10 protein-coding genes are annotated in these 14159 nt (G+C 64.7%); 7 read left to right on the top strand and 3 right to left on the bottom strand.

Translation table 11 applies throughout. From position 1 onward, the window contains the following. Positions 1–208 precede the first annotated feature (208 nt). Entirely contained in the window at positions 209–5617 is a 5409-nt protein-coding gene (locus M2332_RS04990; RefSeq protein WP_264573203.1) for an autotransporter domain-containing protein, read from the top strand. Positions 5618–5725: 108 nt separating this feature from the next. Here the strand turns inward: M2332_RS04990 and M2332_RS04985 are convergent, their stop codons facing one another. Both M2332_RS04985 and M2332_RS04980 read right to left on the bottom strand, forming a co-directional pair. Beyond that, the gene (locus M2332_RS04985) at positions 5726–5911 is read right to left on the bottom strand and encodes a hypothetical protein (protein WP_181560134.1); all 186 of its coding nucleotides are present in this window, start codon (positions 5909–5911) and stop codon (positions 5726–5728) included. A gap of 105 nt (positions 5912–6016) precedes the next feature. Beyond that, complete coding sequence (locus tag M2332_RS04980) at positions 6017–6919, bottom strand: LysR family transcriptional regulator (protein ID WP_264573202.1); 903 nt, start codon at positions 6917–6919, stop codon at positions 6017–6019. 142 nt (positions 6920–7061) lie between these two features. Between M2332_RS04980 and M2332_RS04975 the strand changes: the two genes are divergently transcribed. From M2332_RS04975 to M2332_RS04965, 3 genes are read left to right on the top strand one after another with little or no spacing between them, the layout of a single operon-like run. Beyond that, positions 7062–7763: a nuclear transport factor 2 family protein gene (locus tag M2332_RS04975; RefSeq protein WP_181560132.1), complete on the top strand. Its 702-nt coding sequence runs from the start codon at positions 7062–7064 to the stop codon at positions 7761–7763. A gap of 53 nt (positions 7764–7816) precedes the next feature. Then, a complete protein-coding gene (locus tag M2332_RS04970) occupies positions 7817–9925 on the top strand; it encodes a PQQ-dependent dehydrogenase, methanol/ethanol family (RefSeq protein WP_264574896.1) in 2109 nt (702 codons plus the stop codon). Positions 9926–9975: 50 nt separating this feature from the next. Further along, positions 9976–10875, top strand: a complete 900-nt coding sequence (locus M2332_RS04965; RefSeq protein ID WP_264574895.1) for a formylglycine-generating enzyme family protein — start codon at positions 9976–9978, stop codon at positions 10873–10875. A gap of 39 nt (positions 10876–10914) precedes the next feature. On the opposite strand, the gene M2332_RS04960 is transcribed toward M2332_RS04965, so the two are convergent. Then, positions 10915–11583, bottom strand: coding sequence for a GntR family transcriptional regulator (locus M2332_RS04960; protein WP_181560131.1), 669 nt, complete (start codon positions 11581–11583; stop codon positions 10915–10917). Between the two features lie 234 nt (positions 11584–11817). Between M2332_RS04960 and M2332_RS04955 the strand changes: the two genes are divergently transcribed. Genes M2332_RS04955 through M2332_RS04945 form a run of 3 tightly spaced genes read left to right on the top strand, consistent with a single transcriptional unit; the run spans position 11818 to position 14155 of the window. Further along, the gene (locus M2332_RS04955) at positions 11818–12828 is read left to right on the top strand and encodes an amidohydrolase family protein (RefSeq protein WP_264573201.1); all 1011 of its coding nucleotides are present in this window, start codon (positions 11818–11820) and stop codon (positions 12826–12828) included. Then, positions 12825–13499 carry an RraA family protein gene (locus M2332_RS04950; protein WP_264573200.1) on the top strand — a complete coding sequence of 225 codons (675 nt, stop codon included), beginning with the start codon at positions 12825–12827 and terminating at the stop codon, positions 13497–13499. The genes M2332_RS04955 and M2332_RS04950 overlap by 4 nt, the downstream gene beginning before the upstream one ends. Further along, positions 13496–14155 (top strand): RraA family protein, encoded by a 660-nt coding sequence (locus M2332_RS04945; protein ID WP_264573199.1) that lies wholly within the window; start codon positions 13496–13498, stop codon positions 14153–14155. Before M2332_RS04950 ends, M2332_RS04945 begins: the two co-directional genes overlap by 4 nt. Positions 14156–14159 lie beyond the last annotated feature (4 nt).

Here is a 14159-nt window from a genome sequence, read left to right as displayed (position 1 = left end):
CACAGCAGTCTCGCGATGACCGAGGCAGCCCCCCTCAAACGACACGAACAGAGGCCAATAAATGGCCGTAAGGATATTGAGAATGCAGGGTTTTTATAACAAGTTTGACCGCGTTGAAGCTCAGCCGCTTGCTGACATTCGTCTTATGTCCTTCAAATCTGTTTTGCGCTGTTCGGTGGCCGCGACGTTCCTTGCCGCGGTGGGAGCTATGCCCGCCTACGCCGCGGATGGCACCGGTGGTGCGGGGGGCGATAACAGCTTCACGAGCGTTGGCGGGAGCGCCAGCACCACCTTCACGGGCGGTGACGGGACGGATGGCGTTGGCACAGATCCCAGCTATCTCTCCGGCGGCGCTGGCGGCGGCAGTGGCATCACAGGGGGCAATGGCGGTGCCGGTGCTGGTCCCAACCCCGGCTTCGCCGGGACGGGAGGGGCTGCGCCCGGTGAGGCGGGATCGGATGGCTCCGATGGCGGGGCCAACAGTTCAGGCGGCGGCGGTGGCGGCGGCGCGCATGGCTTTGTCGGACTCATCACAGATTTGCCGACATCGGGAACGCTCACCGGCGGCAATGGCGGTAATGGTGGCCTTGCTGGAATTGCCGGATATGGCGGCGGCGGTGGCGGCGGCGGCTTCGGCGCGGTCGTCACCGGTCTTAACGACTCCTACGACGCAATCACCGTCAGTGCCACCGGCGGCGCGGGCGGCGCCTATGGCTGGGCTGGCGTCGGCGGCAATGGTGGCAGCGGTCTGGTCATCGACCAGCCGGCCGGCAATACGGCCATCAGCATTACGGACAGCATACTGACCGGCGGCGCGGGCGGCGGGAGCCGCGAAGGCCAGTCCTTTGGCGGCAATGGCGGGTCTGCCCTTGTGCTCACCGGCGGCACCGGCAGCAGCACTGTTTCGATCTCCGGCGGTAGCATCATGGGCGGTGATGCCCAAGGCGGCAACTTCGGCGGGGCCGGGGGCTTTGGCATCCTGATCGAGAACATGAGCGGCCTCACCACCCTCACGATCGACACAGCGGTGACAGGCGGCGCCGGCGGGGCCGGGATGTTCACCAACGGTGCGGGCGGCGCAGGCATTCAAGGCGAGAACCTTGCTCTTTCCATCGGGACTGGCGGTTCCGTATCCGGCGGCCTTGGTGGCAATGGCGAGCGGGCCGCGGCCCTGAATTTCACGGGCGGTACCAACAGGCTGACACTCGCCAGCGGCGCCACGCTGAACGGCGGTATCGTCGTTGCGACCAATACCACGAAACTCGAATTCGCCCAGGCGGAGGATTATACGCTCTCCAGTGCGATTTCAGGCTCGGGCTCTGTTATCAAGACCGGCAGCGGAGCGTTGACCCTCACCGGCGACAACAGCGCTTTTGCTGGCAACATGATGCTCACCGGCGGCGAGACAATCATTGATGGCAGTACGACGAGCGGGAACATCGTCTTCCTGGGCGGGCTCGATGGGGCGTCGCTGACCGTGGTGAATGGCGGCACCTTCAACGCCCCCAACATCATCGTCAGCAACAGCACCAATTCGGCGATGCCGGGCATGGAAGATGAGAGCGGCTCGCTGCTCGTCACGGGTACGGGATCGACGGTCACGACCGAATTCCTGACGGTCGGCTATTATGGCGACGGCAGCGTGGCGATCGAGAATGGCGGTACCGTCGTGGTCAACACCTCCACGTCCGTCGGTGCGGTCGAGGGCAGTGTCGGCTCCATCACCGTTTCGGGTGAAAATAGCCATCTGCAGAGCGGCTCCCTGCAGTTCGGCGGGAGCGGCCAGGGCACGCTCATCCTGTCCGGCGGCGCGACGATGCAATCCACCAGCGGGAGTTTCGGCGTAAATGCCGGATCGCTCGGCACCGGCACCCTCAGCGGCGTGGGAACGCGCTGGGACATCGGTGCAAGCGGCTTGGGGATCGGCACCAGCGGCGAAGGCATCCTCACCGTGACGGATGGCGCGACGATTGCCGCCTCCGGCAGCGATGCAGATGTGAGACTTGGCGCAAGCGCCAACGGCAACGGTCAGATGACAGTCTCAGGCAGCGGGTCCAGCGTAACGACCGACCGGAACATGACCATCGGCAGCTATGGATCAGGCACGGCCACCGTGACGGACGAGGCGCTGCTGGGCGGTGACAAGCTGATTGTCGGCTTCGTGGATGGCAGCCAGGGTACTTTGAACATCAGCGGTGAAGGCACGCTCGCCCGAGGCACGTCTTATGTCATGGTGGGCACATATGCCGGGAGCAGCGGCGTCGTCACCGTCTCCGATGGCGCGACCCTCAAGTCTGATGGCAATCGCGGCATCACGCTGGCTTATGAGGCCGGCTCGACGGGCACGCTGAACATCGGCGCGGCGGCAGGCAGTGCGGCCCAGGCGGCCGGCGTGATCGATGCCGTGAACGGCATTCAGTTCGGTGCCGGGGCCGGCAAGCTGGTCCTGAACCACAGCGAGACCAATTACACGCTGGCCGCCGGCCTGTCCGGCACCGGCGTGGTCGACGTGCTGGCCGGGACCACAATCCTGACCGGGGACAGCAGAAACTATAGCGGCGCGCTGAACGTGAGCGCCGGCACGCTGGTGCTGGCCAACACGACGAGTGCCGCAAGCACGATCATCGGGCAGGACGGCACGCTGCAGATCGGCAATGGCGGCACCAGTGGCTCCTTCGACGGCGACCTTGTGAACAACGGTCTGCTGGTGTTCGATCGCTCCGATGCGCTTCATCATAACCGGGTCATTTCCGGCACGGGCGATCTGACCGTGGCGGGCGGGGCGATCACCTTGAGCGGGATGAATACCTTTACGGGCGCCACGACGATTAATGCCGACGCCACATTGGCCCTCTCCAATCAGGGCCGGGTGAACCAATCGAGTTCCGTCACGGTCAATGGTACCTTCGACCTGACCAGTGCAGCCAGCGCACAGATCAAGGATCTTGGCGGCAGCGGAACGGTGATCGTCGGTGATGCGGGGTTGATGCTGGTCAATGCCTCGCAGGTCTTTTCCGGACGGATCACCGGAACGGGCGGTCTGAACGTGTCTGCCGGCACGCTCACCCTGACCAACGCCAGCGATTTCGAAGGCGGTCTGGGGATCAGCAACGGCGCCACGGTCAACCTCGGCAATGGCGGCACGACCGGCTCGATCACTGCCAATGTCACCAATTACGGCACGCTGCTGTTCGATCGTGCGGACGATGTGAGCTATCTCGGCCAGATTTCCGGTCAGGGCACGGTGATCAAGACCGGCGATAATATAGTGACCTTCGGCGGCTCGATGAGCGGCGTCCAGCTTGACGTGCAGCAGGGTACGGCCCTGTTTGTTGGGACGATCAGCAACAATGTCAATGTTGCCGAACAGGGCGAGCTGGTGTTCGCCAACCCCGCGACCACGAGCTACAAGGGCAGGCTGAGCGGCACGGGCACCGTGCTGAAAACGGGCACGGGCACCATCACCTTCTCGGGCGACAGCAGTGGTTTTGCAGGCGATGCGACCATCGATGGCGGCACGGTGCTGCTGACGGGCAAGCTGGGCGGCACTTTGCTGATCGACACTGCAGGTACGCTGCAGGTGGGCAATGGCTTGAAGAATGGCGATCTGCTGGCCGATGCCACCAACAATGGCACGCTGATCTTCAACCAGATTGGCGACTATGACTATACCGGCGCGCTGTCCGGCAATGGTGGCCTAATCAAGCAGGGCGAGGGCACGCTGCTGCTCTCGGGCGATTATGGTTATACCGGGTCGACCGTGGTGCAGGCGGGCCGGGTGCGGCTGCTGGCGCAGCTCGACAGCGCGACCGATCTGGTCGTCGATGATGGCGAGTTTGACCTAAGCGGCACCGACCAGACCGTTGCGGGCTTGAGTGGCGCGGGCGGGACGGTGAGCCTGGGCACGAGCACGCTGACCGTCAACCAGAGCAGCAACACGCTGTTCGGCGGCAGCTTCAGCGGCAGCGGTACGATTGCGCTGAACGGTCCGTTCAGCGCGCCCGTCAGCATCAACCTGACCGGCGAGAGCTTTGGCTCGTTCACCGGTGTGCTCAACCTCGAGGGCATCGTGACGCGGGTGAACGGCTCGATGGGCGGCACGATCACGGTCGGCAGCGATGCGGCCCTGGGCGGTCGCGGGCAGGTGAACAATATCGTGGTCGGCAATGGCGGCACGCTGCTGCCGGGCAACTCGATCGGCACGCTCACCGCAGCGGGCAATGTCGTGTTCCAGGCAGGCTCAACCTATGAGGTGGAGGTCAATGCCGATGGCGAGAGCGACAAGCTGATCGTCGGCGGGACGGCGACCATCCAGGGCGGCACGGTCTCGGTGCTGGCAGCTGCAGGCAATTATCGCTTCAGCAATGAGTACACGATCATCACGGCCGCAGGCGGGGTGACCGGGCAGTTTGCGGCCACCGATGTCGATCTGCCGTTCCTGACGCCGGAGCTGAGCTATGACGCCAATAATGTCAGGCTGGTGCTGACGCGCAACAATCGCAGCTTCGAGAGCGTGGCGGTGACGCCCAACCAGGTGGCCGTGGCGCTGGCGCTGGATGCCAGCGATGACAATGCCAGCCTGTCCCGTGCGGTAGCCGGGCAGCTTGAGGAAGCCGGCGCCGTCCGGGCGTTCGATGCGCTCTCGGGCGAGCTGTGGGCGACCACGGGCACGCTGATGGTGGATGGCACCCGCCGGCTTGGCGACATGGTGATCGGCCGCATGGAGCAGGCCGATGTGGTCAGCCGCACACTGGCCGGTGCCAGTTCCTCGGCCCGCACGCTGCGCGATGGCAGCACGGCGGTCTGGGGCCAGGGCATTGGTGCGTGGAGCACGCTCAAGAGCAATGGCAATGCGATCAAGGCGACGCAGAGCACGTTCGGCTTCATCACCGGTGTCGATACGGGCCTGGGTGGCTGGCGTCTGGGCGTGGCCTTCGCGCATGAGCAGAACAAGGTGCGGGTCGATGGGCGCAGCAGTGAGGCGACGGTCAACGGCAACAGCGCGCTGGTCTATGCCGGCGGTGGCTGGGGCGCCCTGCGCGCCCGGATCGGCGCCTCTTATAGCTGGCTGGATGTCAACGGGACACGCAAGGTGGCGTTCCTGGGCGTCAACGATGCGCTGGCGGGCGATTATGATGCCAGGAGCGCCTCTGCCTTCGGTGAGGTGAGCTATGCTCTCCCGCTGGGCGCGGTGACCGCCGAGCCCTTTGCCGGCGTGACCCATGTCCATCTCAAGAGCGATGCCTTCACCGAGACGGGCAGCGCCCTGACCGCGCTGGGCGTCACGGACAGCACCCGCGATGTGACCTACACCACCCTGGGTCTGCGTCTGGGCGGGGCAGTGCCGGTCAGCGCCACCACGGTGCTCAGCCCGCGCGTCTCGGCGGCGTGGCTGCGCAGCTTTGGCGATGTCGATGCGACCAGCCGCAACATCCTCTCGACCGGTGAGGCCTTCTCGGTCGCGGGCCTGCCCACGACGCGCGATACCCTGCGTCTCGAGGGCGGCGTTCAGGCCAACATCATGCCGGGCGGCTCCATCGGCGCCACCTACGTGGGCAACATCGGCGACCAGTGGAAGGACCACGGCGTCAAGATCGGCTTTAGCTACAGCTTCTGATCTCAGGCGCTGCGAGCGAAAACGGAAAGGGGCGCGGAATGACCGCGCCCCTTTTTCATGTGCCTCTCAACTGGACGGGTGCTGGCCGACTCTCGGCTGCAACCCCGTTCAGAATGCCATATTGGGCTGTTCGTCCTGACCGACGCCGCGCGGGGCGCGTGTGTCTGCCTGTTCAGGGGAAAGCTCGGCGAGGGTGCTTTTGGCGCGCGCGATATAGGGATCGAGCTTGCCTTCATCGTAGAGCTTCTTGCCGAAATAACCAATCGCCGCGCCGGCGAGCAAAGTTTTCATCATGTGCGGTCTCCTTGATCGCTAGCACAATGACCAAGAGCGCGGAGCGTTCCGTCCCGCGCCACTGAGATGCGCCGGAGTGAAGAGGGCAGGCGTCGGCCGGTACTGTCAGTTGGCGGCGCGTCCGGCCTGCAGCGTGCGGCGGAGATGATCGATGGCCAGACGCCCGCGGGCATCGTCGAACCCCTTGCGCGAGAGCATCAGGCGATAGCCCGGCTCGAAATCGACCGGGACGCGTTGGAGTTGTCCGCGCGTGGTGGCAGGTGCGGCTTCCTCGTCGAAGAGCATGGCAAGGCCCGTGCCATTGAGCGCCAGCCCCATCGCGACATCGGTGAACTGCGGTCGCGCGACGACATTGGACGGGTAGATGCACGCATCGGCCAGCGCATTGATCAGCCAGTCATTATGCGGTGTGTTGTCCGGCATCATGATCATCGGGGCGGCGCTGATCCTGGCAGGATCGCTCCCCACCGCCTCGACCAGCGCGGACGTGCCGAAGAGACTGCTGGTCACGCGCCGGAGCGTCTCGATGGTAAGATCCGGGGCGACCGGTGGGCGCCCGGTGAAGAAGGCGACGTCCACCTTGCCGCTGCGGAGCATGGAGAGCATTTCTTCGCCCGGCGCGGAGAGGATCAGCTCCACATTCGGCACCTGGCCGCGCGCATAATAATCCGGCAGGCACGGCCTGATCCATTGATCGATAAGATAAGGGCCGGCGGCGACCCGCAGCACATAGCTCTGCGCACTGCCGGCCGTGGCGCCCAACTGAACCTTGTTCGCCTCGCGCAGCAGCAACCGCGCCTGATCCAGCAAATCGCGGCCCAGAGGGGAGAGGCGCGCTGTCGATCCCCGCTGACGATCGAACAGGCGAGCGCCGGCTTTCTGCTCCAGCGCCTTGATATGATTGCTGATCGAGGGCTGGCTGATCCCGAGACGATCCGCCGTGATACGGAAATTCTCGTCCTTCGCCGCTTCGACGAAAATCTCCAATTGCCGGATCGTGAATGCCATAAGCGATAGCCCCTCCCTTATAACTGATAGCGGACCGGGCCGTTGCTTTGCAATCGGGAGCAACCGATGCCTTGGGAATGAGGCGTCTCGGCGATGATCCGGGCGGCCCGCACAGAGCAAAAGAGCAATCAGGAGCAGGATTATGAGCGAGATCGAAGCGCTGCGCAGCGATGTGAAGGCCCTGACCGAGCGGATCGGGATGCTGGAGGATCTCAATGCAATCCGCCGGCTCCACAATGCCTATGGCTATTATACCGATTATAACCGTTCGGACGAACTGGCCGAGCTGTTCTCCGACGATGCCGAGATCATCTTTCTCTCCGGCATCTATCGCGGCAAGGTGGGTGCGCGGCGGCTCTATGGCGACTGGTTTCGCCAGTTCTTCACGCAAGGGCGCCCCGGCCCAGTCTATGGCTTCCTGCTCGATCATTTCCAGATGCAGGACATCATCACCGTCGCGCCGGATCGCCGCACCGCCAAGGGCCGGTTTCGCGCGCTGCTGCTCGGCGGCAATCATGAGAGCCGCGACTATCGCCCGGAGGGCCTGCCCGACCAGTTCTACGAAGCCGGCATGTACGAGAATGATTATGTGCGCGAGGACGGCGTCTGGAAGATCAAGCGGCTCGATTATGTCGTGCAATGGCAGGCGGATTATGATGCCGGCTGGTACAAGACCATCGCGCATCTCCAGCCGCTGACGAAGACCTTCCCGGAAGACCCGCTCGGCCCGGATGAACTGGTCGACAATCAGCGGCAGACATGGCCTTATCGGCAGGAACTGGCGATGCACTTCGCGCATCCCGTGCTCGGCCGGGCGCTGGCGGATGCGGAACGGACCGCATAGCGGCCGACGGGTGGCAGTGGGTCGAGGGAGAGGGAATATTAATCGTGGGTTTGATGTTCAGGCGCATGATGGCGCTGACCGCGCTGCTGCTTGTCCTCCCTTCCGCCTGCCGCGATGCCGCAGACGGTGGTCAGGCCGGCGGCGATGTCGAGTGGCCGCTGCATGGTCGCACCGAGACGGCGCAGCGCTTTGCCGAACTGGATCAGATCGATCGCGAGACCGTGTCACGGCTGGGCCTGGCTTGGTCCTTCGATCTGGAGACGGATCGCGGGCAGGAAGCGACGCCGATCATGGTCGATGGCGTGCTCTATGTGGTCAGCGCTTATGATGTCGTCTCCGCCATTGATGCGCGCACCGGCAAGGGCTTGTGGACCTACGATCCACAAGTCCGCGCGGCGTCTGCGCGCTCCTGTTGCGGGCCGGTCTCGCGCGGTGTCGCGGTGGCGGAGGGCCGGGTGTATGTCGGCGCGCTTGACGGGCGCCTGATCGCCCTGGATGCCAAAAGCGGCAAGCCGGTCTGGGAAAAGCAGACGATCGACCAGTCCGGCCCCTTTGCGGTGAATTACACGATCACCGGGGCGCCGCGCGTCATCAAGGGCAATGTCGTCATCGGCAATGGCGGCGCCGAGTTCGGCGTGCGCGGCTATGTGAGTGCCTATGATGCCGCGACTGGCAAGCTGACCTGGCGCTTCTACACTGTCCCCGGGAAGCCGGGCACGAAGGACAATGCCGCGTCCGACACGGTGCTGGCCAAGGCGCAGGGAAGCTGGGCAGGCCAGTGGTGGCGCTATGGCGGTGGCGGCACGGTGTGGGATGCCATCGAATATGATCCCGCGCTGGACCTCATCTACATCGGCACCGGTAACGGCTCGCCATGGAATCATCAGATGCGCTCGGACGGGAAGGGGGATAATCTCTTCTTGTCTTCTATCGTCGCGCTGCGGGCCTCGACCGGCGAATATGTCTGGCATTTCCAGCAAGTTCCGGGCGATGCCTGGGATTATACCGCGACCCAGAATATCGTGCTGGCGGACATGGAGATCGACGGCAAGCCGCGCAAGGTGCTGATGCAGGCGCCCAAAAACGGCTTCTTCTACATTCTTGACCGCGCGACCGGCGAGTTCCTGAATGCCACCGCTTATGTGCCGCAGAATTGGGCGAAGAGCATCGATCCCAAGACCGGCCGTCCGGACATTGTGCCGGAAGCACGCTATTACCGCACCGGCAAGCCGCATTTCCAGTTCCCCAGCTCGGGCGGCGGGCATAATTGGCCGCCCATGGCCTTCAGTCCCCGCACGGGGCTGGTCTACATTCCGGCGCAGGACGTCGGCATGCCTTTCGGCCCCAACCCTCAGGAGGCGCAGGTGATCGGCGCCTATACGTCCGGCGTTGCGATGAGCGGCGGTGGCGCGATGAGCGCGGCGGACCGCAAGGCGCTGTACGACAGCATGAAGGCGCGGCTGATCGCCTGGGACCCGATCGCCCGCAAACCGCGCTGGACGAGCGAGGAAGCGGCGCCCTTCAACGGTGGCCTGCTGGCGACGGCGGGCGGCCTTGTTTTTGCCGGCAATGCGCAGGGGCGGCTGGTCGCCTATGATGACGAGAGCGGCAAGCAGCTCTGGTCGTTCGATGCGCAGACCGGCATCGTCGCGCCGCCGATCAGCTATCGGCTGGACGGGGTGCAATATATCGCAGTCATGGCTGGCTGGGGCGGCGGATGGCCACTGACGGGCGGGGTGATGGCGCTCAAGGCCGGCAAGACCATCGGCCCCAACCGGCTGCTGGTGTTCAAATTGGATGGGGCGGCGAAGCTGCCTGCCTTCACGCCGGCCGAGCCACTGCCGTTCCCCGATGTAGTGGACAAGGGCACACCGGCCCAAATCGCGCAGGGCGACGGACTGTTCGGCCGCTTCTGCCTGCGCTGTCATGGCAGCGGGGCGGTGAGCGCCGGTGCCTATCCGGACTTGCGCCGGACGGGATTGCTCGGCACGAAGGGTTTTTCGCAGGTCGTTCTGGGCGGCGCGCTGGCGGAGATGGGCATGCCCAGCTTCGCAGGCCAGCTGACGCCGGCGCAGGTCGACGCCATTGACGCTTATCTCGTCCGCCGCAGTCTCGAGGACCGGCGGATCGAGACTCAGGAAGGACGCAAGCAGACGCGATGACCGATCAGGCGCAGGGTGGCATGATGAGTGCGCCAGAGATGAAGGACGGCATGATCCGTGTGGCGGGCGGGCAGTTCTGGATGGGGTCGGACGACCATTATCCCGATGAGGGCCCCGCGCATCCGGCCTCGGTCGATGCTTTCTGGATCGATGAAACGCCAGTCACCAATGCGCAGTTCGCGCAGTTCGTGGAAGCGACCGGCCATGTGACGGTGGCCGAAACGGTGCCCGATGCGGCCGATTATCCCGGTGCCGATCCCGCGATGCTGAAGGCCGGCTCATCCCTGTTTACGCCGCCGCCGACCCCCGTGCCGCTGCACGATCCAATGGGGTGGTGGACATTCTCGTTCGGGACAGACTGGCGCCACCCTTGGGGGCCGGAGAGTTCCATCGACGGGCTCGCGGATCATCCCGTTGTCCACATCGCCTGTGCCGATGCGGAGGCCTATGCGGCCTGGGCGGGCAAGCGGCTGCCGACGGAAGCGGAATGGGAATTCGCCGCGCGGGGCGGGCTGGATCGCAAGGCCTTCGCCTGGGGCGATGAACTGCACCCCGGCGGGGCCATGCTGGCCAACACCTGGCAGGGCGATTTCCCGCACCAGAATGATCTCTCGGACGGCTATCTGCGTACCTCGCCGGTGCGGGCCTATGCGGCAAATGGTTTTGGCTTGTGGGATATGATTGGCAATGTGTGGGAGTGGACGAGCGACTGGTATGTCGATCGGCACGACGCGCCCACCAAGCCCTGTTGCGCGCCGCATAATCCGCGGGGCGCCAGCGAAGATGCCAGCCGTGATCCCTATAGCGGCTTTCCCCGCCGCGTGCTCAAGGGCGGATCGCATCTGTGCGCGCCCAATTATTGCCAGCGCTATCGCCCCGCCGCGCGCTATCCGCAGACGGTGGATACCTCCACATCGCATATCGGGTTTCGCTGCGCCCGCGACGCGTGAGGATCGCCCGCTAGAGCTGAGCGTGGCAGGTGGCCGGCTTTAGAGGCCGCGTGCTTCCAGCGTTTCCAGCAGCATTCGCTCGAAGGATTCGCGGCGGGTGCGGCGGGCGGCCAGCAGCTTCTTGCTGTCCTGCTGACGGATGGCGTTCAGCAGCTCGCGCTTGTCCACCACCTTGCGCTCTTCGCTGTTCCGGCGCGGCAGCGGCAGGAGGGCGCGGTAGCGATCAGTCAATGCCCAAAGACGGATGGCCTCGCGCACGATGGTCTTCTTGGGGGAGAGGTTGAAGATCATCGTGTGGAATTCACGATGCTCGTTCCACCAGCTCGTGCGGTCGCCTTCGTCGAGCAGCTCTTCGAGGCGCTGTTCGCGACGTTCGAGTTCGGCAAGCTCTTCGGCGTCCGGCCAGTCGACGGATTTGAGCAATTCGTCCTCGACCAGATGGCGCAGGGCAAACAGTTGCTCGGCCTCATCGCGGGAAAGCCGGGTGACGAAGAAGCCCCGGTTGGGGTCGTGCTCGATGATGCCTTCCGAGCTCAGCAGCTTGAGCGCCTCGCGCACCGGTACGCGGCTGGCGTTGAATTGCTCGGCCAGTTCGGTCTGCCCCAGCCGCATCCCGGGTGCCAGCGTGCCACGGGCGATGAGCAGACGCAGCTCATTGGCGATCTTGGCGGGAACTCCGCGTTCGGATTTCACTGTTTCCTGCATCATGGGCATTCCTGGTTGGCCGAAGAGCCAGCGGCCTTGAAATTATGGTCGTTCCGGGCATCCCTAGCGTGGTGTCTCACAAAAATGTAGACATTTTCACGCGCTAGGAATCCCGACCCGGTCGCGCGAGGCTTTTGGCCGACAAACACCCTCCACCGGCTTGACCGGAAATTCAGGATAGGTATACAAAAATGTATACCTATGATCTGATAACCAGCTGCGGGTGGGGATTTTGCGATGATTGTCGATTGTCATGGCCATGTGAGTGCGCCAGCGGAACTGTGGATCTATAAGTCGATGCTGCTCTCGCATCGCGGCGAGCACGGCAAGAAGTTCCCGGACCTCACGGATGAGGAAATTCTCGCCTACACCAATAAAAAGGAGATGGCGCCCTGCGGCCATCTCGACATGCTCGACCGGGTCGGCACCAATTTTCAGCTGCTCAGCCCCCGCCCGTTCCAGATGATGCATTCGGAAAAGCCGGGTTTTCTGGTCCACTGGTTTACCGAAGCCACCAACAACATCATCGCCCGCCAGTGCCAGCTTCTGCCGGACCGCTTCGCGCCCATCTGCGGTCTGCCGCAAGTCGCCGGCGAGCCGATCGAGAATGTTCTGCCCGAGCTTGAGCGCTGTGTGAAAACGCTGGGCTTCAAGGGCTGCCTGCTCAACCCCGATCCCTATGAGAACAGCGGCACCGAGCCGCCGGCGATGGGTGACCGTTATTGGTACCCGCTATACGAGAAGCTGTGCGAGCTGGACGTGCCGGCGCACATCCACTCCGCCGGATCGCGCAGCCGCCGCGCGCCGTACACGCTCAACTTCCTGCTGGAAGAGACGATGGCCGTCTATGGCCTGCTGGAAAGCGATGTGTTCAAGGACTTCCCCAGCCTTAAAATCGTCTGCAGCCATGGCGGCGGCGCGATCCCCTATCATGTCGGCCGCTTCCGCGCCTCCGGCCTGCGCAAGGGCGAGGAGTTTCTCGATAAGATGCGGCACATCTATTATGATACCGTGCTCTATTCCGAGGAAGCGCTGCGGCTGCTGATCAAGACCGTCGGCGTCGACAATTGCCTGTTCGGCGCGGAATGCCCCGGCGTGGGCTCTGCCGTCGACCCCGCGACCGGCAAGACGCTGGACGACATTGCCCCGTTCATCACCGGCTTCGACTGGCTGAGCCAGGCGGAGAAGAACCAGATCATGTTCGGCAACGCCGCGCGCCTCTTCAAGCTGGACCTGCCGCAGGCATGAGCTCGGGCGATCCTTATGTCGCGCGGCTGCGCCAGCTGGATGCCTGCGCCGTGTCGGACACGCTGGACAAGCTGGGCCTGGCCGGCTGTGTGACCGGGCTGCGCTCGGCCTCGCCGGGCAAGCGGATCGCCGGGCGCGTCCACACCGTGAAGCTCAAGGCCGGCAACGCGCCCGCCGACCGCCCGCCGGTGCATCTGGGCGCTGCCGCCATCGACGCCAGCGGCCCGGACGATGTGATCGTGGTCGAGCAGCGCACCGGCATCGATGCCGGCTGCTGGGGCGGCATCCTGTCGCGCGGCGCGCAGCACAAGGGCGTGGCGGGCGTGATCTGCGAGGGGCTGGCCCGCGATGTCGATGAAGCCCGCGAGATCGGCTTTCCGGTCTTCTGTCGCGGTTATACCGCCCGCACCGCGCGCAACCGCGTCTATGAGGATGCCACCGACGTGCCCGTCACCGTAGGCGATTTCACCGTCGAACCCGGTTTCTATGTCATCTGCGATTCCAGTGCGGCGGTGTTCATCGCGCCAGCCGACATCGCCCGCGTGCTCGATGCCGCCGAGGATATCGTCCGCCGCGAGGGCGAGATGACCCGCCGCCTCGCCACCGGCGAGAGTGCCAGCTTTGTGCTCGGCGCCAATTACGAATATATGCTCAAGGGCGACCAACAATGACCGACGACCGCAACGTCACCCGCGCCGCCGCGCTCGATACCGCCACGCTGAGCGACGCGCTCGACCGGCTCGGCATCGTCGGCCAGTGCTACCAGATCGCCGGGCGCGATCCTGATTTCCGCATGGCCGGCCGCGCCTACACCATGCTCTGCGGTCCCGCCTCGACCCCGCCCGGCACGGTGGGCGATTATATCGATGATGTCCCCCCCGGCCATGTCGTCGTCATCGACAATGGCGGCCGCGAGGATGCCACCATCTGGGGCGATATCCTCACCGAGATCGCGCATCGCCGCGGCCTCGCCGGCACCGTGATCGACGGGATCAGCCGCGACGTCTCGCTCTGCCGCGCGCTCGGCTATCCGGTCTTCAGCAAGGGCCACTGGATGCGCACCGGCAAGGATCGGGTGCAGGTGGAAGTCACCAACTGCCCCGTCAACATCGGCGGCGCCCGCGTGGCGCCGGGCGATATCCTGCGCGGCGATCCCGATGGCGTGATCGTCATCCCGCAAGCGCATGAGGAGGCCGTCCTCGCCGCCGCCGAGGAGATCCACGCCGCCGAGGAGAGCATCCGCGCCGCCTGCCGCACCGGCATGCGCCTCGATGAGGCCCGCGCGCAGTTCAAATATCACAGCCTTCAGACACGCGTGCAGGGCTGAGTGT

Origin of the sequence: Sphingobium sp. B11D3A (genome assembly GCF_025961695.1) — a bacterium.
GTDB lineage: Bacteria > Pseudomonadota > Alphaproteobacteria > Sphingomonadales > Sphingomonadaceae > Sphingobium.
The sequence above is the reverse complement of the archived record's forward strand: the minus strand, read 5'-3'. Positions and strand labels throughout refer to the sequence as shown.

Bases quoted from the DNA above. Each gene is read 5' to 3' on its own strand.
- M2332_RS04990 (WP_264573203.1), top strand. From the start codon at position 209: ATGCCCGCCTACGCCGCGGATGGCACCGGTGGTGCGGGGGGCGATAAC.
- M2332_RS04985 (WP_181560134.1), bottom strand. From the start codon at position 5,911: ATGATGAAAACTTTGCTCGCCGGCGCGGCGATTGGTTATTTCGGCAAG.
- M2332_RS04980 (WP_264573202.1), bottom strand. From the start codon at position 6,919: ATGGCATTCACGATCCGGCAATTGGAGATTTTCGTCGAAGCGGCGAAG.
- M2332_RS04975 (WP_181560132.1), top strand. From the start codon at position 7,062: ATGAGCGAGATCGAAGCGCTGCGCAGCGATGTGAAGGCCCTGACCGAG.
- M2332_RS04970 (WP_264574896.1), top strand. From the start codon at position 7,817: ATGTTCAGGCGCATGATGGCGCTGACCGCGCTGCTGCTTGTCCTCCCT.
- M2332_RS04965 (WP_264574895.1), top strand. From the start codon at position 9,976: ATGATCCGTGTGGCGGGCGGGCAGTTCTGGATGGGGTCGGACGACCAT.
- M2332_RS04960 (WP_181560131.1), bottom strand. From the start codon at position 11,583: ATGATGCAGGAAACAGTGAAATCCGAACGCGGAGTTCCCGCCAAGATC.
- M2332_RS04955 (WP_264573201.1), top strand. From the start codon at position 11,818: ATGATTGTCGATTGTCATGGCCATGTGAGTGCGCCAGCGGAACTGTGG.
- M2332_RS04950 (WP_264573200.1), top strand. From the start codon at position 12,825: ATGAGCTCGGGCGATCCTTATGTCGCGCGGCTGCGCCAGCTGGATGCC.
- M2332_RS04945 (WP_264573199.1), top strand. From the start codon at position 13,496: ATGACCGACGACCGCAACGTCACCCGCGCCGCCGCGCTCGATACCGCC.